The organism is Candidatus Paceibacterota bacterium, assembly GCA_028714635.1.
In the GTDB taxonomy this organism is placed as follows: Bacteria; Patescibacteriota; Minisyncoccia; order Phycocordibacterales; family JAQTLZ01; genus JAQTLZ01.
In genome coordinates this window covers 78,487-96,596 of record JAQTLZ010000004.1, presented here as the reverse complement: position 1 = coordinate 96,596, position 18,110 = coordinate 78,487, and the positions used below count along the sequence as shown (strand labels likewise).

Genomic DNA, 18,110 nt, shown 5'->3' with positions numbered 1-18,110 from the left:
GAATGGCGGAATGCAAAAGGGAAAATCTAAAAATGTACGGCTTTCTAGCCATGTTATTCCCGAAAGATACGAGCTTAGTTTAAAGCCCGATCTTGAAGCTTTTACCTTCGAAGGGCAAGAAGCTATTACGCTTATTCTCAAAAAAGCCACAAAGACAATCACTCTTCATTCAAAGAATCTGGAAATAGAATCTGCCGAAGTAGAATTCGGAAAAGAAAAGATCTTTGCTCTTACAATTTCGTACGATGAGAAGGCAGAGACTGCTACATTTCACTTTCAAAATGAAATTCCTAAAGGGAAGCTTAAGCTTGCTCTAGTGTTTCGAGGAGTTTTAAACGATTTAATGCGGGGCTTTTATCGGAGTCGGTATGAACACAAGGGTCAAACGAAACACCTCGCCACAACCCAATTTGAGTCAACAGATGCCCGTCAGGCCTTTCCCTGCTTTGATGAGCCCGCTTTGAAGGCTATTTTCGATATCTCACTTGTTGTGCCGACAAACCTGACGGCTATTTCAAATACCATGCCTTCGAACATTCGGGAGCATGAGGGAGGATACAAAACTGTTACTTTTGAACCAACTCCGAAGATGTCTACCTACCTCGCGGCATTTATTGTTGGAGATTTTGAATCTATCGAAGGGAAAACTGCCCGGGGGACTCTTGTGCGAATTTTTACTACTCCCGGAAAAATTCATCAAGGAAAATTTGCTCTGGAAGTTGCGAAAAAATCTCTCTCATTCTTTGAAAAATATTTCGGCATTCATTATCCGCTTCCTGCCCTTGATCTCATTGCCATTCCGGATTTCCAATCAGGAGCCATGGAAAATTGGGGAGCCATTACCTATCGAGAGACTGCGCTTTTGTATGACGAAGAACATTCCGCGCTTGCCACAAAACAGCGAGTAGCTATTGTAATTGCTCACGAGATCGCCCATCAGTGGTTTGGAAATCTTGTAACGATGGAATGGTGGACGCATTTGTGGCTCAACGAGGGATTCGCAACGTACATCGAGTATCTCGCGGTTGATGCAATGTTTCCAGAGTGGGATATGTGGACGCAATTTCTTATCGAAGATCACGGCGTCGCCCTTCAACTTGATGCTCTCGCGAATACTCATCCGATCGAAGTTCCCGTGCATCATCCAAACGAAATCAGTGAGATTTTCGACAAAGTCAGCTATTCGAAAGGGGGAAGCGTTATCAGAATGCTCGCAGAATATCTTGGGAAAGAAAATTTCCGAAAAGGCCTTTCGCATTATTTGAAAAAACACAGCTACGCGAATGCTGAAACTGCTGATCTTTGGAAAGCTCTCGAAAAAGTTTCTGGCAAACCTGTGGCGAAAATAATGCGAGATTGGACGGAACATCCCGGATATCCAGTTCTCCAGGTTTCGCAAGTACAAAGCAAATACAATTTGACCCAATCACGTTTTTTTTCAAGCCCTATTTCAGAAAAGAAAGCTAAGGATAAAACTTTGTGGCATATTCCTGTAATTTCCAAATCGAATAATAAAAGTGAAGTAGAAAAAACTATTTCGAATAAAAAGACCTTTGCGGTTTTGAGAAAAGCCGGTTCAAAGTGGACAAAGATAAATTACGGAGAAACGGGTTTTTTCCGCACAGCATATCCGAAAGAGATGCTCGAAAGTTTTAAAAAACCGATCGAAGATAAGGTATTTGGTCCAATTGATAGACTCGGTATTATTCGAGACGCTTTTGCTCTTCTAGAGGCTGGCAAAATCAAAGTTGAAGATGTTCTCACTCTTTCGGAGAGTTTCAAGAACGAAGATGATTATGCTGTTTGGGGAGAATTGGCGTCTGGGCTTTCTTCGCTCGCCGGAGTTTTGCCAGCAGGGAAGTTGAAAGATGAATACAAGGAATATGCCGGAAAGATATTTCTAGGAGTTGTCAAAAAATTAGGCTGGGCAAAGAAAGATGAAGAAAGACACACAGTAACACTTTTGCGCTCACTTATTCTCGGAAGTGCGGGAATTTATGGCAATAAAGAGGTTATAAAACGAGCGCAGAGGCTTTTTCATGATTTTATAGAAAAAGGTGCTCCAATTTACGCAGATATTCGGGGTGTTGTTTTCATGCTCGTAGCTCGCTATGGAAGTAAAAAAGAGCACGAAACTCTCACTAATCTGTACAAGAAAGAGAAACTTCAAGAAGAAAAAAATCGAATCGGGAGGGCACTTGCAAATTTCTCTACTGAAAAACTCATAGAAGAAACTCTCAATTTTGCTCTTTCTAAGGAGGTGCGGGCACAAGATGCTTTTATACTCATTATTTTGGCATGGAGAAATCCGCACGGGCAAGAGTTGACCTGGAAATTTGTGAAAAAACACTGGGACGAGCTTTTGTCTCGGTACGGAGGAGCAGGAATTATTGCTCATATATTGGAAAGTGCGTCTGTTTTTGCAACAACCGAAAAAGCGAAAGAGATTCAAAAATTCTTTAAAACTCACCCAGCTCCTGGTGCAAAAAGAACTTTGGAGCAGGCAGTCGAGCAAATTTACTCGAATGCTCTGTGGAGAGAAAGACTTCTTAAAACTTTGCCGGCATTTTTAAAAAAGAATAAATAATTCTGTATGCAACTTCTCTGGAAATACGTAAAAAAACAAAGATGGCTTCTGGTGGGGACTTTAGCTTTGGCGACAATAAACCAGGGTTTTTCGCTTTTGGATCCGCAAATTTTCCGGATCATTGTTGATAGATATGCGACCCAGGCGGCGAGCTACACCCATTCCGGATTTCTTCGGGGTGTTCTTCTTCTTCTCCTTGCTTCGATCGGCGTTGCGCTTGTCTCGCGAATTGCTAAAAATTTCCAAGATTATTATGCGAACGTGATAACTCAAAGGGTGGGAACTGAAATGTACAGCGAATCCGTCGCTCATACTTTTGCCCTGCCCTACGCTATTTTTGAGGATGAAAGAAGCGGGGAGATGCTCCAGAAACTTCAGAAAGCCCGTCTTGATGCTCAAACGCTCATTATGAGTGCGATTGGAAGCATTTTCATCGCACTCGTTGGGATTATTTTTGTGATCATCTACGCACTCAATGTGCACTGGTCAGTTGGGCTCGTCTATATTCTTATCATTCCGGTGCTTGGAACGGTAACCTTCACTATTTCAAGGAAGATCAAACGGGCGCAGAAAAATATCGTCATCGAAACTGCAAATCTTGCCGGTTCGACGACAGAGACGATTCGAAACGTCGAGATGGTGAAAAGTTTGGGACTTGAAGAACAAGAGATCACTCGCCTTAATATTGTAAATCAAAAGATCCTCACCCTCGAACTTAAGAAAATAAAACTTATTCGCACCTTAAGCTTTATTCAAGGCACATGCATCAATGCCCTTCGTTCTTCGCTTCTTCTCCTTATGCTTTGGCTCATCTGGAATTCTGCCATCACGGTCGGAGAATTTTTCAGCCTCTTTATCTACTCATTCTTTATTTTCAACCCGCTTGGTGAACTCGCAAACGTTTTCGCACAATTTCAGGAAGCCAGCGCAAGCCTCGCTGCCGTAGCGGAGCTCCTTTCTCGCCAAGTTGCTCCGGTTCCTCTTTCTCCCGTGCGACTCAAATCACTTGAATCAATTGAATTTAAAAATGTTGACTTTGCTTACTCGGGAGCTCGAAGTTCGGCTGTTTCGGGGATTAACTTAAAAGTACATGTCGGGGAAACAGTCGCTTTTGTGGGCCCTTCTGGTTCCGGCAAATCGACTCTCGTAAAGCTTGTGCTTGGCCTTTACCAACCGGAGAAAGGTTCTCTTTCCTTCAATACTGTAAACGCGTCCAAGATCGATTTCGAGGCATTACGAAGTCGTGTCGGGCTTGTTGCGCAGGAGACCCAGCTTTTTTCAGGAACCATTCGAGATAATCTTTTATTCGTGAAAACTGACGCTACAGATGAAGAGTGTCTTTTAGCGCTTTCTTTTGCTCAAGCCACAACTATTTTAGAGAGGAGCGGGCAAGGACTCGATACAAAGATCGGCGAAGGAGGAGTGAAAGTTTCAGGAGGAGAACGCCAGCGTCTCGCTATCGCTCGTGCGCTTCTTCGAAAGCCGGAACTTATTATTTTCGATGAAGCGACTTCGAGCCTCGATTCGATTACTGAAAAAGAAATTACGGACACGATTCAGAGCGTCGAGATCGCGGCAAAAGGAGTTATGCAAATTCTAGTTGCTCACAGGCTTTCAACAATTGCCCACGCAAAGAGAATTTACGTCTTAGAAAAAGGCAAAATTATTGAAGAAGGGACGCACGAATCACTCCTTAAGAAAAAAGGATTGTACGCTGCTTTGTGGAGAGAGCAGTCGCCGACGAATTAGAGACTAAGAGCCTTTCGGAGTTCTGGTTCGTTAAAGCCGACGATTATTTTTCCTCCAATATCAATAACAGGCACTCCCATTTGTCCTGATTTTTCAACTGCTTCTTTGCGCGCAGTCATATCACTCGCAGCATTTTTATCGGTAAATTTTACGCCATTTGCGTTGAAAAAATCTTTCGCCATATGACAGAAGTGGCAGGTTGGAGTTGAGTAGATTATTACGTCTTTCATAGAAGTGTGAGATAAGATTAGTAAAAGAGTACTCATTATACCAGACTATTTTTAAGACACAAAATTTTTGCTGTAACCACTCGCATTCCCGCCATTTCGGTATATAATGTTTGCCTATAATTAATCAATTAATCCTTCATTTTATGGCCAATTCACCGTTCAACAACTATCTCGTAAGGCTTAAGAGCGCCTCGACCCTTTTGGGTCTTTCTGGCAAGGAATTCAAGACTCTTTCAACACCCAATAATGTCATCGAAAAAGATATCGAAATCGAGCGCGACAATGGCCAGATCGAGAGCCTCAAAGCCTACCGAGTTCAGTTTAATAATGCTCGCGGTCCTTATAAAGGTGGCATCCGTTTTCATCCAAAGGCAAATTTGAATGAAGTAAAAGCACTCGCTTTAGGAATGGCAGTAAAATGTGCGGTTGTGGGAATTCCGATGGGAGGAGGCAAGGGCGGAGTAGAATTTGATCCCAAGCAATACTCCTCAAAAGAAATTGAAGCTGTTTCCCGCGCGTGGATGAGGGCGATGGCAGAGCATGTCGGAAGCAGAAAAGATATTCCAGCTCCAGATGTCTACACCAACGGCGCGATTATGTCATACATGCTTGATGAATATGAAAAGATTGTCGGTTACAGCGATCCCGGAATGATCACGGGCAAACCGCTTTCTCTTGGAGGAAGTCTGGGGCGTGACACCGCAACCGCACAAGGGGGCGTGTACGTTTTGGAGGAACTTGTAAATACACTTGGTTTAAGGAGAAAAGATCTGCGCGTTGCAGTGCAAGGATTTGGAAATGCTGGATATCATGCGGCATCAATTTTACACGGACTTGGCTATAGAATTGTGGGTCTTTCTGATAGTAAAGGAGGAATTTGGAGCGCTCGCGGACTTGATCCGGAAGAAGTAAATGCGGTGAAAGAAGAGCGTAATGCTGTCACTGAATTTTATTGCAAGGGAACTGTGTGCGATATGGATAAACTTATGCACGATGAAGCGAAGATCTATAGTGAAAAAGATTTCGTAACGTGCCCCTGTGATATTCTGATTCCTGCTGCTCTCGACAATGCGATCGATGCGAAAAATGCTAAAAACGTCAAAGCGAAAATCATTCTCGAACTCGCAAATGATCCGACAACGCCAGAAGCCGATCTTATCTTGGCGAAAAAGCGGGCGATTGTTGTACCGGATGTTTTGGCAAACGCTGGGGGAGTAACGGTTTCCTATTTTGAGTGGGTACAAAATATTACTGGCCAAAGATGGACTGAAGAAGAGGTTCGAGACAAGCTGAAGCCGATCATGCTCAAAGCTTTTGAAAGCGTCTGGCGCCTTTCAAAAGAGAAAAAGTTGACCCTTCGTAACGCAGCATATTTCGTGGCGGTAGAAAAAATCGCGGCCGCAATGCGAGATAGAGGCTCGTTTTTGTGATAGTATGGGTTTATGAGCACCGGCCGAAAAGTCGCCATTTTTGATGTAGACGGAACGATATTTCGCTCTAGCCTCCTTATCGAATTGGTGGAAATAATGATAGAAAAGGGGCTTTTTCAGGAGTCTGTGCGGGTAGATTACGAACGAGAGCGTTTACATTGGCTTGAGAGAAAAGGGGATTATGAAGCCTACATTCAGGCTATCATAAAAGTTTTTGTCGCAAATATTAAAGGCGTTTCTTATAAAGAATTTGACGATGCTTGCACAGAAGTAATCGCCCGGCACAAAGACAAAAATTATCGCTTTACCCGAGACCTCATCAAAGATTTGAAAAAGAAAGGTTACTACCTTCTCGCCATCTCACAGTCTCCGAAAACAATTCTCGATAAGTTTTGTATTCCGCTCGGATTTGATAAAGTGTATGGCAGGATTTATGAGACTGGGCCTTCGGACAAATTGACTGGTGCGGTAACGGACGAACATCTCATAAGCAATAAGGCCAATATTGTGCGCAGGGCGGTACTTAAAGAAAATCTGACCCTCGAAAATTCTGTCGGAGTTGGAGACACTGAAAGCGATATTCCGTTTTTGGAAATGGTGGCTAAACCAATATGTTTTAACCCAAATTCGATGCTTTGGAAGCAGGCAAAACGCTCAAAATGGAGAGTTGTCGTGGAAAGGAAGGATGTCGTATACGAGATATAAACACAAGAAATTGTCACGTACTAAAATTTTTAACGTTATTCTATGAGACGCACCGATGATGAAAATACCCGAACGCTGTTAGAGGAGGCGAAAAAAGGCGATAAGCATGCTTTTGAAGAAGTGTACCGCCTTTTCTTTACGCCAGTCTATCGATATGTCTATCTTCGGGTAAAAGACAAGAAGCTCGTTGAGATGCTTACCCAAGATGTTTTTATAAAAGTATATAGTTCGCTCGGCCAGTTTCAATCTAAAGGAGCATCTCCGCTTTCGTATTTCTTTACAGTCGCGAGAAATACCATCATTGACCATTGGCGAAAAGATAGAAATAAGATTTCGTTCGGAAAGGAAGACCTTATGCTGGTAGTTCCAGATACCGCTGATAATCCGGAGCAATCGTACGAAAAACAAGAAACAAAAGCTCTTTTGTACAAGGCGGTGAATATGTTAAAGCAAGATGAGCGGGAAGCTATTTCAATGAGATTTTTAAACGAAATTCCGAATAAAGAGATCGCGAAACATATGGAAAGAACGGAAGAATCAGTCCGACAACTTCAGTCGAGGGGGCTCAAATCACTGCGAGTGATCCTTCTTGAGCTTTCCGGCAGTGGTGAAGAAAAAAAATAATTCTATGGCAGCTCCTAAAAAAGAAATTGACGAAAATCTAATAGCGAAAGCCCTCGAAATGCACGAGGCGGGCAAAGTGAACCAAGAGATCATCTCTCGGCTTGTTCCAAACGGTAATAAAGAGGAACTGGAAGAGATCCTTGAATGTTTGGCTTGGGTAGAAAACGAGGGCAAAAGTATTTCTCCCTCGCCACTTCTCCTTCGCACCATTTTGGCTCACGTACCTCACGCAGAGAAAATTGCTGCCGCCACAGAGGTTCCTCCGATTTCTGACGAGGGTTTGAAGAAAAAAATAAAAGAGCGTCCTATTTTCGACATTTCTAAATTAAAAGACACCTTCTTGAATAAAAAAATCTTTCTGCCTGTTGGTGCGGTGGCCGTTGTCCTCTTTCTTTTTCTTATTCTTAAACCCGGAAGTACCCCAACTACAAACACCATTCTTCCTTCTTCCGAAGCCACGCAAGCTTTTCTCACAAAATCCGCAATGGAAAATCCCGTAACTATCGATGAGATCTTCAATGACTTGGATAAAGAAACAGAGGATGAATTGAGCAGTGTGACAGCAACAGTAGAGGCAATGACTCCAGTTTCTGCGTCGGCTCTCTTGGATACGGGCACAATTATAGATGCGAATGAGACAGATAAGGGAGTTTGTGAGCGAATTTCAGCCGCAAGCGCTGATGCGAATGCACAAATTAGCGGGAAACAGGTAAAGTTCGAAACCGCATATAATCTTGAACAGGAAAAACAGGAGCAAAAACTGGCGAGCACAACTCAAGAATTAAAAGACAAGAGAGATGCTGCCGAAGCGTCCTTCGCATCCCAAGTGCTTTCATTTTCAGATGCCGCCTCAACAACCGAACAAAAACAAGCAATTTCTGACTTCCAACAGGCCGTAGAAAAAGCTCGCGCAGCACGCCTTGTTGCCGTAGATGGGGCTGTTAAAGTTTTTGGAGATGCGGTAGCAAGTTTGACTGACGCGAAGAAAACCGCGAGCTTAACCGCACTCCAAAACTTCGGAACGTCTGTACAGGGCGCATTTCAGAAGGCGCAGACCGATTGCGCAAGTTCCATTTCAAAAGACACGACCCAATCAAATCTTATAAAAGCTCTGAATGCCGCAGAAGCCAGCCTTAAAACAAATCAAACTTCTCTCTCTAAAACAGCTCCCACCTTCGACGCTCTCGTGAAAACACGAAGAGATTCGATACTGAAAGCATTTTCTGGCTACAAGCTTTCTCTTCGAAAAATGAAAGCTGACTTACGGCTTGTATTTCCTCTGGTGAAAAAGTAACTCTCCTTTTTTACACGGGTATACCCAGGCACTAACTTTCCAAAAAGTTAGTGCCTGGGTATAATAGATCCATGCAGAATTCCCTCGGAGTTCTTTTGTCAGTCTCAACACTTCTTCTCTGGAGCGTTGGCGATTTTTATATCCAGAAATCAACCCGAATAGTGGGTATTTGGAAATCCCTTTTTTTCATAAGTTTTTTCGGAATGGTCTTGGAGTTGCCTTTTGTCTGGGTTGAGGTGCAAAAGATTTTTCTAAGCCCGCAAAGCCTCATCCTTCTTGTCATTCTCGGAGCATCTGTCTTTCTCGCTGCTTTACTCGATTTTGAGGCCCTGAAACGAGGGAAGATCGCCGTTGTCGAGCCTGTGTTCGGTCTCGGAATTCCTTTTACTGTCTTCCTGGCCGTTATCTCTGGGCACGATATTTTAAGTCTCACCCAAAGTCTTCTGATCGGCGCTATCTTCATCGGAATAATCCTTTCAGTTATGGTCCGAGGTTCTTTTCGTTATAATCGGATTATTTGGGAGAAAGGAGTCTTCATCGCAATTCTTGGAACTTTGGCGATGGCTCTTACCAATTTCCTGACTGGAGTAGGGAGCCAGCTTATTTCTCCGCTTATGACAATCTGGTTCATCAATTTTTTCTTAACCATTGCAACCTTCGTATACCTTTTTGCAAAAGGGGAATGGAGAAGCTTGCCAAACGACATGAGAAGGCACTCGAAAGTCATTCTTGAAGAAAGCCTTTTTGACAACATCGCCTGGCTTGCCTACGCGTTTGCAATGACCCTTATTCCAATCAGTATCGCGACCTCAATAGCCGAAAGCTACATTGTGATGGCAGTGCTACTCGGCGTCTCTGTGAATAAAGAAACGCTTAATCGGCATCAAGTGCTCGGCGTCATTCTCGCAGTTCTCGGAGTAATATCGCTCTCGCTTACTGTGACTGGCTGATATGCTGCACATAATTCTCGCATCGCTCGGATTTCTTCTTATACTTCTTGTTTCAGAAGCTTGCAAGAAGCATTTTCATTTTTCAGCGGATATAACACGGAAGATCGCCCATATGTTTTCGGGTGTCTTTGCCTTTTTTCTGCCGTATCTTCTTACCCGCCGGGAACTTATTGTTCTGTCGGTTTTATTTATTGGAATTGTTTTTGTCACGAAAACACTCGGATTATTTGGAAGTATCCATGGAGTATCCCGCAAAACGTGGGGCGAAATTTATTTCCCGCTTTCTCTTGGACTTTTGGCTTATTTCTTTCTTCCAAATCACGTACTTTCGGCTCAATTTGGAGTTTTAGTCCTTGGGTTTTCTGACGCATTGGCGAGCATTGTTGGAATAGAGTTTGGCTCTCATAAATTAAAAATCTGGGGACATCAAAAAAGTATCGAGGGAAGCGGTGCCTTTTTTGTCACAACCGTCATCCTTATCATCGCTTTTCTTGCTCCAACTTCATTTTTAGCGATTATTGCCGGGCTTTTCATTGCCTTTTTCCTAACTTTTGTCGAACTTTTCTCGATAAACGGCCTCGATAACCTTCTTTTACCGATATTAGGTGCATATTTGTTCCAATACTTACTGCTTGCTTTGCGCTAACTTGAGGACTAAAATAGAAGGATACAGCTTATTATAAGGCTTTCTTAACTATTAGAGCGTATGGATTTACTATTTCTTTTGGGACGAGTGTTGTTTGGAGGCTACTTTCTTTACAAAGGAATCGGCCATTTTACACAATCAGCTGTTTTAGTCGCTCGTGCATCAAATCGTCATGTGCCAAGCCCTAAAATTGCCGTGTATGCTACGGGCATACTCATCCTTTTGGGAGGAGCCGGAGTTATTCTCGGTATTTCTCCAGTCTGGTCGCTTGTCTGTCTTATCGTCTTTCTTATTCCTGTAACTTTCATCATGCATCAATTTTGGAAGGAAACTGACCCCCTTCAGAGAAGAATACAGGTTAGCAACTTCTTAAGAAACATTGCTCTTCTCGGAGCAGTACTTATGCTTCTCTCGTTTCCGACTCCTTGGCCGCTTTCTTTCTAGGAATTCCTTACCACCCAAGCGAGCCCCACACCTTTTGGGAAACTCACTGGGCGAGGTGCGGAGCACCGCAAGACCTTGAGCGTTCTGTACTCAGAAAGCGAAAGGTGTACCGCTCCTGTAAGGAGATGTGCAACGCAAGCGTCAGAAATTTTTGCGCCTTCGGCTAAAAATCTTCTGACGTGATTTTTGTGTGGCAAAAATCACGAGCTTTTCCGGAAAATTGAACTGTCTGAGCCTCGCCTTACAGGCGGGCGAGTTTTCACGTTTTCCGAAGTAGAAAAGTGACTATTCCGCAATCAGAGAACCAGTGGCAGCTGTTTCCCAAAAGGTGTGGGCGAGTGACTTTACTGTCCTCTTAGGTGTGCTTTTTTTATTATTTCGATGATCTGGTCTTCATCATCTGTAATGCTATAAATGAGCAAATCTTCGGCTCGGATCGTGCCGTATTTTTCCAAAAGGGTAGCACGGAAAAGTTTCTCAAGGGGTTGCCAGTATTCCGAGCCAAAAAGAACAATCGGCACTGGAGAAATTTTATGCGTTTGTCGAAGCGTTAATATCTCAAAAAATTCATCGAGCGTACCGAAGCCCCCAGGAAAAAAGATACAGCATTTAGCCGTGAAGGAGAGAATAAATCGTCGGACAAAAAAATAATAAAAATCAACACTATCGGTAACGTATTGATTTGTTGCCTGTTCGTGGGGGAGCCGGATAGTGATGCCTATCGAATCTCCATTTGCATCCTTTGCGCCCCTGTTGGCCGCTTCCATAATCCCGGGGCCTCCACCTGTGACAACCGCGCAGTTGGTTTCTTCAACAATTCTTTTTCCCAAAATCCGAGCCTTTTCGTAATAGACAGTTCCTTCTTGAATCTTCGTTCCTCCATAGATAGTGACAGTTTTCGGATATTGAGCAACGAATTCGAAGCCCCTCAAGAATTCGTTATCAATTTCAGACACACGGTCTTTCGCTGTGACATGTGCGTGATGTTTGATCTTGTCTATGAAAGAAACAAGAGCCTCGGTGTTGTTATCGGTTGCCATTGGATTTTATTTTATCAAGAATTACTTTTTTAATCCAATACTTTCGAGAAACAAAGTCAGTTCTTTACCGCTAAGTTCCCGGTATTGCCCCTCTTTTATATTCGAAAGTCGAATATTCATGATACGAATGCGCTGAAGGTCTCTCACTTCGTACCCGCATGCGGTACACATTCTTCGGATTTGATGTCGTTTCCCTTCGGTAATCGTAATAGTGAGAGTTTTTTCGTCTAACTCTTCTACGACGGCAGGCTTAGTCGTGAAATCTTCAAGAGCGATGCCTTTTTCGAGCCTTTGAATAAATTGTTCTGTGATCGGCTTATTCACCACCACTTGATATTCTTTTTCGTGATCTTTATCGGGACTCAAAAGCCTTTCAATAATTCTTCCGTCATTTGTGAGAATAATGAGCCCACGAGATTCTTTATCAAGCCGGCCCACAGGAAACACTTTGGTGCGAAATTTTACAAGATCAACGATCGCTTTTTCGCCAGGCTGGGGCATTGTGGTCGTAATCCCCGGAGCCTTGTTGTATGCGAGATAAACGTAATTGTTTTTCTCTCTGCCCGCATTTTGTATTTCCACCTTATCATCCTTATTCACCTTATCCCCAAGTACGGCAATTTTGCCATTTATGGTCACCTTTTTCTGTTCAACTAAAGTATCGGCGCCACGGCGAGTTGAGTGTCCTTGGAGCGCCAAGTAGCGATTAATCCGCATTGGATAGGCGATTTCAGGCTCTTTTGGCAGTGATTTCTTCATCCCGTTAGAAGCTAGCTTCGATTATCTGGTAAATGTTAAGTTTATGCATGGTTTGTAAATATTGGTTGCTTCTAACGGGATTCATAGGAAGGTACTATAACATGCATTGCGTAAAATAGTCTGTGAGTATATGATTACACTATATTAATATCCTTTTTCATTTTATCGCATGAAAAAATTAAGCAAAAAGGAGTGGATTGGAGTGGTGGTTGCTCTTGTCATCGTGGGAGTTTTTATGATATTCCCTCAGGTGCTTAAAAGCATCCAGGGAAATTCAGCCATGCCGGAAATTTCACCGGCGGCAATCGATACGGCACAGTTACCACAATAGAATATTTTTCTATTGTATAAGGAAAAGGCCGTATCAATACGGCCTTTTATGTCCCCCCACCAAAAAACTATGCGAGCCATAAAATTCAAAATTGAAAAGAAACTCAAAGGAAAGCTGGGGCGAGCCGGTATTTTGGAAACGCCTCATGGGAAAATTGAAACGCCCGCATATGTAGTGGTGGGGACAAATGCAACCATAAAATCAGTAAACGTGGAACAAGTGAGGGCTTGCGGGACAGAAGTTGTACTCGCCAATACCTATCACCTCTATCTTCAACCCGGAGACAAACTGGTGAAAGACGCCGGCGGACTTCACAAATTCATGAACTGGCACGGACCCACCATGACAGACTCGGGAGGATTTCAGGTTTTTTCACTTGGCGTTGCGTATAAAAAAGGTATTACGAAATTCGCCAAAACAGAAGACCTTCACGATGATACGAATGAACAAGAAGAGAATAAAATCTCACCACAACTCGCAGTCATCGACGAAGAAGGGGTAACGTTCAAATCGCACCGCGACGGAAGCATGCATCGTTTTACGCCAGAACGCTCTATCGAAATTCAGCACAACATCGGCGCCGATATGATCTTTGCTTTTGACGAATGTACATCTCCGAGTGCTCCGCTTCAATATCAAAAAGAGGCAATGGACAGGACTCATCGCTGGGCAAAACGCTCTCTCGATTACCACAAATCACAACCGCATTCCGAAAAGCAGGCTTTGTTCGGAATAGTTCAGGGGGGCAGATACGAAGATTTGCGAAAAATTTCCGCAAAACAAATCAGTGGAATGGATTTTGACGGATTTGGAATTGGAGGTTCATTTAACAAAGAAGATATGGGAACTGCGGTGAAATGGGTGAATGAAATTTTACCAGAAGAGAAGCCGAGACACCTTTTAGGAATCGGTGAACCAACTGACTTGTGGGAAGGAGTTGAAAATGGCGTAGATCTTTTTGATTGCGTGCTTCCGACTCGTCTCGCGCGCAATGGTTCTATTTATACAAAAGACGGAAGAGTGGGGATTACGAACGCTCGGTTCACAAAAGATTTTTCTCCAATCGAAAAAGATTGCGGATGCTACACTTGCCAGAATTATTCTCGCGCTTATATTTCGCACCTTTTCCGCTCTGATGAAATGCTTGCGGGAACGCTCGGTTCAATTCATAACATTTATTTTCTTGTAAATCTGGTAAAAACAGCTCGACAGGGGATTATCGACGGCAACTTTCAAGAACTCAAAGAAGAATTCTTAGCAAGATTCCGCCCAAATATGGCCTAAAGTAAGGCTAAAAACTATTGACTTTAATGCCCAGATGTGCTATACTCCTAGTAGGTAGGGAGATGAATTAAAGCTGGAATCATCCGGCTTTTTCATTTCGTGGCGGAGGCTTCAAATTTAGGAGGCTACACAATGTTCTTCAAAATCTTTTCTGGTTTTTTGGTCGCGATGTTTCTGGGCTGTGCGCCCATGACATTCGCTGTGGCGGAGGAACCGCAAGCAATGCCCGCGGCTGGGCTTGACGCTGAGGTCAGATGGCCCGATAACGGCTCGACGTTGGTCACCGGTGAGTACTACACGGTGACTGTGCGAATCAATCCGGATCTCGGCATCACGAACCTGCAGGCAAGCCTCTGGTACTTGATGCCGAGCCCGATGGGCTATCAGGATGTGTATGTGTCTACGATTAGTTTCGGGACACCAGTACAGGATGAGTACACGTGGGTGGATTTCCAACCACGAACAACCGATACCGGCGCACAGCTGCCGGACGGCCTGTACTTCATCCAAATTTCCCTTTTCAGCGATGGGAAGGGTAACGGAACGTTCGTCGGGAACATTCGTGGCAGCGTTTTCAATTTGATTTCGCCGCCGACGATTTCATTTCTCGATCCGGAAATCATAGCTGTGGGAGAGGAGTTGACCATCTACGGCGGTGATTTCCAGCAATATGGAAGTTCCGTGTTGATTCAAAATATCGACACGGGAGCGTTCCGCAGGTTCGAGTATCTGGAATCTGAATACGGCTACGGCCACCGGTTGTTTATCACTATCCCCGATGAAATGTTTATCGCGGGAAAAGGAGACGCGCCGATACCAATCGGAACACATGCAGGTGTGTATCGCGTTACCGTGCAGGGGTATTACGGCGGTCAAAGCGAAAGCTATTTCACGATCACTGATACGCAAATCAGCGTATACCCGCTCCAGTATGAGTACTCCTTGGGGGATTACCTGAGGTTTGGGTATAGCTCTGACGGACTCGTCAGGGCAAATGTGATGGTCCGAAGGATTGACACCTCGATGAAGTGGGTCGGCTCTATTGCCGAAAACTTTTTCCCCGACTCCGAGGAAACGCAATGGTACATCGAGTATGATGTTCCGCCGGGTGTGTATCAGATCTTCGTTGAGAAGACTGACCGCACCTTTCGAGCATTTTCGGCGCCGTTTACGATTTCCGCGGGCGGTAAGGGTGTTGTGAAGCCGACAGTGAACCCGACAACTACAAGCTCCGACCATTTGATTGTTCACTACTATGTTGTGGACGGTTTGAATGGGAAGAAAACGCTCACCGGCGTTGCAGAGCAGGATCCTGTATTGTATGGCCTAGAAGCAACATTTACCGGCCGTACAATAGACAGCAGCACGGGGGTGATCGTCTTTGTACACAACCCCAAAAAGAAGGCCAACTTGAAGAAAGCCGTGCAAGTGCAGAGCTTCAGCTTTAAGCCGGGCGCGTAACAAAACCAGAAGTAAATCTGCTTCGCACTGGGCGAGCAGATAAACAATAACCGTAGCCACGTGTCTCACGACCGTGGCTACTTTTCATTATTGAGAAAAATTGGATATTTGTGTATGATGCAATTTGGCGTTGGGCGTAGTACAAACGGGGGAAGACCAGATTAGGAGAGGGACAAGCCATGAGAACAGTTACGGTGGCAGATCTGCCAGTTGGGACGTCAGTGATTACGGGAGCGCCAATTTACGGCGACAATTATAAGCTCGTCGTTGATGCCGGCACCTCCGGAAGGATCACTAATCATTCGCAATTCGATATCAGTCACTGCCACGTGCGGTTCGATGGCCACCCGAACGAGGTCAGGCATGTCTATGTCGGCCATCTGAAAAAAGTGAGCTGGTGGACCCGCCTGTGTCATCTCATCGGATGCTGATTGTCGGGGCCAGAACCGACTCATATCTTTGCAGCAATATTCGTGTTACAAGGGCGTCGTCAAGATGCCCTTTGTTTTTATCTATCAGAATAGTATAGTTTCTCGATATGAAGTTAGAAAAGAAATTCAAGTTGAAATCGGAATTCAAACCTGCGGGTGACCAGCCACTCGCTATTTCTGCACTCGTAAAGGGGCTCAAAGAAGGAATGAATCACCAAACACTTCTTGGGGTTACCGGTTCTGGGAAAACTTTTACTGTCGCAAACATCATCGAAAAAGTTCAGAAACCGACGCTTGTCATTGCTCACAACAAAACGCTCGCTGCCCAGCTCGCTCAAGAATACAAAGAATTTTTCCCAGAAAATGCTGTGCATTATTTTGTTTCGTATTACGACTACTACCAGCCGGAAGCGTATTTGCCAACCACCGACACATATATCGAAAAGGAGGCAATGATAAATGATGAAATTGACCGACTTCGCCACGCATCGACACAGGCACTTCTCACGCGAAGTGATGTCATTATTGTTGCTTCGGTTTCTTGTATTTACGGTTTGGGTTCTCCGGTTGAATATGAGAAGGTGAATTTGAAAATTGAAAAGAATCAGGTTATTTCACGCGCAGATTTCATTCGAAAACTGGTAAATCTCCATTTTGAACGCACTAATGCTGACCTTGAGCCCGGACTTTTCAGGGCACTTGGAAATGCGATTGAAATAATGCCGGTCAATGAGAAACTCATTTACCGTTTAAGTTTCAAAGAAAGTGTCATCGACGAGATTGAAGTCATTGATGCAATCAGCCGTTCAGTTTTAGAAAACGTGGACAATTTTTTCCTTTTTCCGGCAAAACATTTCATCAGCACTTCCGAAGGAGTAAAAAGCGCCCTCCAAACTATCGAAGCCGAGCTCAAAGAACAAATCAAAAAATTCGATAAGGAAGGAAAGCTTTTGGAAGCAGAGAGAATCAAGCGACGAACAAGATACGATCTGGCGCTCATCCGCGAAGTTGGCTATTGCAACGGAATTGAAAACTATTCTCGACACTTCTCGGGGAAAATGGAAGGTGAACCGCCAGACTCTTTGCTTTCCTATTTCCCGCACAAAGCAGATGGTTCAGCAGATTTTCTCACTATTATAGATGAATCGCACGTAACTGTGCCCCAAATTGGAGGAATGTACGCTGGGGATGCTTCTCGAAAGAAAACTTTGATCGAACACGGCTTCCGACTTCCTTCCGCGAAAGATAATCGCCCACTCAAGGCCGAAGAATTTCGAGAAAGAGTTGGACAAGTAATTTATACGTCCGCCACTCCGGGAGAATATGAAAAAAAAGAAAGCCAACAGATAGTTGAGCAGGTCATTCGCCCAACAGGTCTTATTGATCCTGAAATAATTATCCGTCCAATCATTTCAAAAGGAAAATTTCAAGGTCAAATCAAGGACTTCATAATGGAAGCCGAAGCGGTGATTAAAAGAGGGAATCGTGTTATCGCGACAACGCTCACCAAAAAAATGGCAGAAGATTTGAGCGAATATCTCAAAGAGCGCGGCGTAAAAGCGGAATATCTGCATAGCGACATCGAAACGCTTGATCGCATTAGAATTCTAACTGAATTTCGAAAAGGGAAATTTGACTGCATAGTCGGGGTAAACTTACTGCGAGAAGGGCTTGATCTGCCGGAAGTTGAGCTCATCGGAATTTTGGATGCTGACAAGGAGGGATTTCTCCGCTCTGAAACCTCGCTCATTCAAACTATCGGCCGTGCCGCCCGAAACGTGCTTGGCCACGTGATTCTTTATGCTGACAACATGACCGGTTCAATGGAAAGAGCGATAAGCGAGACCAATCGTCGCAGGGCTCTTCAAGTCGCTTATAATACGAAACACAGCATCACTCCCAAAACGATTCTGAAGAAAATTCATGACATTACCGAGACAATGGAAAACAAGCACTCGAAAACGCTCAAAAATTTGATCGAGCTTGATGATAAATTTTTTAAGAAGAATCCTGCAAAATTTATTAAAGAAAAAGAGAAACAGATGAATGCTGCCGTAAAAGTACTCGATTTTGAGACCGCAGCACTTCTTCGAGACGAGATTGCGATGTTGCAAAACTCAATGGCTAAGAAAAAGTCTTAGTGTT

17 protein-coding genes are annotated in these 18,110 nt (G+C 44.0%); 13 read left to right on the top strand and 4 right to left on the bottom strand.

Translation table 11 applies throughout. From position 1 onward, the window contains the following. The first annotated feature begins 10 nt into the window (after positions 1-10). Together PHS53_03735 and PHS53_03730 are read left to right on the top strand one after the other, a co-directional pair. Positions 11-2,587: a M1 family metallopeptidase gene (locus PHS53_03735; GenBank protein ID MDD5357228.1), complete on the top strand. Its 2,577-nt coding sequence runs from the start codon at positions 11-13 to the stop codon at positions 2,585-2,587. Between the two features lie 6 nt (positions 2,588-2,593). Further along, entirely contained in the window at positions 2,594-4,336 is a 1,743-nt protein-coding gene (locus PHS53_03730; GenBank protein MDD5357227.1) for an ABC transporter ATP-binding protein, read from the top strand. Here PHS53_03730 and PHS53_03725 read toward each other — a convergent pair. Continuing rightward, on the bottom strand, positions 4,333-4,566 hold the full coding sequence (locus PHS53_03725; protein MDD5357226.1) for a glutaredoxin family protein: 234 nt from the start codon (positions 4,564-4,566) through the stop codon (positions 4,333-4,335). The genes PHS53_03730 and PHS53_03725 overlap by 4 nt on opposite strands. A gap of 143 nt (positions 4,567-4,709) precedes the next feature. On the opposite strand from PHS53_03725, the gene PHS53_03720 reads away from it, so the two are divergent. The 7 genes from PHS53_03720 (at position 4,710) to PHS53_03690 (ending at position 10,659) form a co-directional block, all read left to right on the top strand. Next, positions 4,710-5,996: a Glu/Leu/Phe/Val dehydrogenase gene (locus PHS53_03720; protein MDD5357225.1), complete on the top strand. Its 1,287-nt coding sequence runs from the start codon at positions 4,710-4,712 to the stop codon at positions 5,994-5,996. A gap of 12 nt (positions 5,997-6,008) precedes the next feature. Then, positions 6,009-6,701 (top strand): HAD-IB family hydrolase, encoded by a 693-nt coding sequence (locus PHS53_03715; protein MDD5357224.1) that lies wholly within the window; start codon positions 6,009-6,011, stop codon positions 6,699-6,701. A gap of 42 nt (positions 6,702-6,743) precedes the next feature. After that, positions 6,744-7,325, top strand: coding sequence for a sigma-70 family RNA polymerase sigma factor (locus PHS53_03710; protein ID MDD5357223.1), 582 nt, complete (start codon positions 6,744-6,746; stop codon positions 7,323-7,325). 4 nt (positions 7,326-7,329) lie between these two features. Next, the gene (locus tag PHS53_03705; protein MDD5357222.1) at positions 7,330-8,619 is read left to right on the top strand and encodes a hypothetical protein; all 1,290 of its coding nucleotides are present in this window, start codon (positions 7,330-7,332) and stop codon (positions 8,617-8,619) included. A 71-nt stretch (positions 8,620-8,690) separates the two neighbouring features. Beyond that, complete coding sequence (locus PHS53_03700; GenBank protein ID MDD5357221.1) at positions 8,691-9,569, top strand: EamA family transporter; 879 nt, start codon at positions 8,691-8,693, stop codon at positions 9,567-9,569. A 1-nt stretch (position 9,570) separates the two neighbouring features. Continuing rightward, positions 9,571-10,215, top strand: coding sequence for a hypothetical protein (locus tag PHS53_03695; GenBank protein MDD5357220.1), 645 nt, complete (start codon positions 9,571-9,573; stop codon positions 10,213-10,215). 60 nt (positions 10,216-10,275) lie between these two features. After that, a complete protein-coding gene (locus PHS53_03690) occupies positions 10,276-10,659 on the top strand; it encodes a DoxX family protein (GenBank protein ID MDD5357219.1) in 384 nt (127 codons plus the stop codon). A 344-nt stretch (positions 10,660-11,003) separates the two neighbouring features. Here the strand turns inward: PHS53_03690 and PHS53_03685 are convergent, their stop codons facing one another. Beyond that, positions 11,004-11,699, bottom strand: a complete 696-nt coding sequence (locus PHS53_03685) for a TIGR00730 family Rossman fold protein (protein MDD5357218.1) — start codon at positions 11,697-11,699, stop codon at positions 11,004-11,006. A gap of 21 nt (positions 11,700-11,720) precedes the next feature. Then, entirely contained in the window at positions 11,721-12,458 is a 738-nt protein-coding gene (locus PHS53_03680; protein MDD5357217.1) for a pseudouridine synthase, read from the bottom strand. A 169-nt stretch (positions 12,459-12,627) separates the two neighbouring features. Between PHS53_03680 and PHS53_03675 the strand changes: the two genes are divergently transcribed. From PHS53_03675 to PHS53_03665, 3 genes are all read left to right on the top strand, one after another. After that, positions 12,628-12,789, top strand: coding sequence for a hypothetical protein (locus PHS53_03675; protein ID MDD5357216.1), 162 nt, complete (start codon positions 12,628-12,630; stop codon positions 12,787-12,789). A gap of 69 nt (positions 12,790-12,858) precedes the next feature. Then, complete coding sequence (tgt, locus tag PHS53_03670; GenBank protein MDD5357215.1) at positions 12,859-14,073, top strand: tRNA guanosine(34) transglycosylase Tgt; 1,215 nt, start codon at positions 12,859-12,861, stop codon at positions 14,071-14,073. A gap of 363 nt (positions 14,074-14,436) precedes the next feature. After that, a complete protein-coding gene (locus PHS53_03665; protein MDD5357214.1) occupies positions 14,437-15,534 on the top strand; it encodes a hypothetical protein in 1,098 nt (365 codons plus the stop codon). Between the two features lie 218 nt (positions 15,535-15,752). Here PHS53_03665 and PHS53_03660 read toward each other — a convergent pair whose 3' ends face one another. After that, entirely contained in the window at positions 15,753-15,899 is a 147-nt protein-coding gene (locus PHS53_03660; protein MDD5357213.1) for a hypothetical protein, read from the bottom strand. A 173-nt stretch (positions 15,900-16,072) separates the two neighbouring features. Here PHS53_03660 and uvrB point away from each other — a divergent pair, with 173 nt between their 5' ends. Continuing rightward, entirely contained in the window at positions 16,073-18,106 is a 2,034-nt protein-coding gene (gene uvrB, locus PHS53_03655) for an excinuclease ABC subunit UvrB (GenBank protein ID MDD5357212.1), read from the top strand. The last annotated feature ends 4 nt before the right edge of the window (positions 18,107-18,110 follow it).